Raw genomic sequence first — 412 nt, forward strand, 5'->3', positions numbered from 1 at the left:
GGGTCGGCCGGCTCGCCGGTACCCCCGACGGCAAGGGCAAGGTCCGTGCCGCGCTCGGCCCCGAACTGGACCGGACCCTCGCGCCGTCGGTCCGCCGCGGCACCCCCGGCCCTCTCGCCCCGCCGCCCCCCGGCGTCACCGCCACCCCCGCCTCGCTGCTGCCCGTGCCGCGCCGTCAGCCCACCCGGCGGCCGCGACCCGTCGTCCCGGACAACAGCGACAGGCGGGGCCGACCGGAAGCGCGCCGTGCCGGCGGGCCAGGTCGTCGATCAGGTAGCCGAGCGGCTGCGGGAAACCGGTCCTGGAGGGCTGCTCCAGGAAGACGTGCAGGTCGGAGGCGGAGCGCCCGGCGTGCAGCGCGCGCTGTACGGACTCGGTGGTGAAGCGGTAGACCGTGGCGCCGCCCTTGGAC

1 protein-coding gene is annotated in these 412 nt (G+C 77.9%); it reads right to left on the reverse strand.

Going from position 1 to position 412, the window contains the following annotated elements:
- Window positions 1-135: 135 nt before the first annotated feature.
- On the reverse strand, window positions 136-412 hold a 277-nt coding region (locus tag UK12_RS33260), incomplete at its 5' end, for a helicase-associated domain-containing protein (protein ID WP_045306944.1).

Source organism: Saccharothrix sp. ST-888, assembly GCF_000955975.1.
GTDB lineage: Bacteria > Actinomycetota > Actinomycetes > Streptomycetales > Streptomycetaceae > Kitasatospora.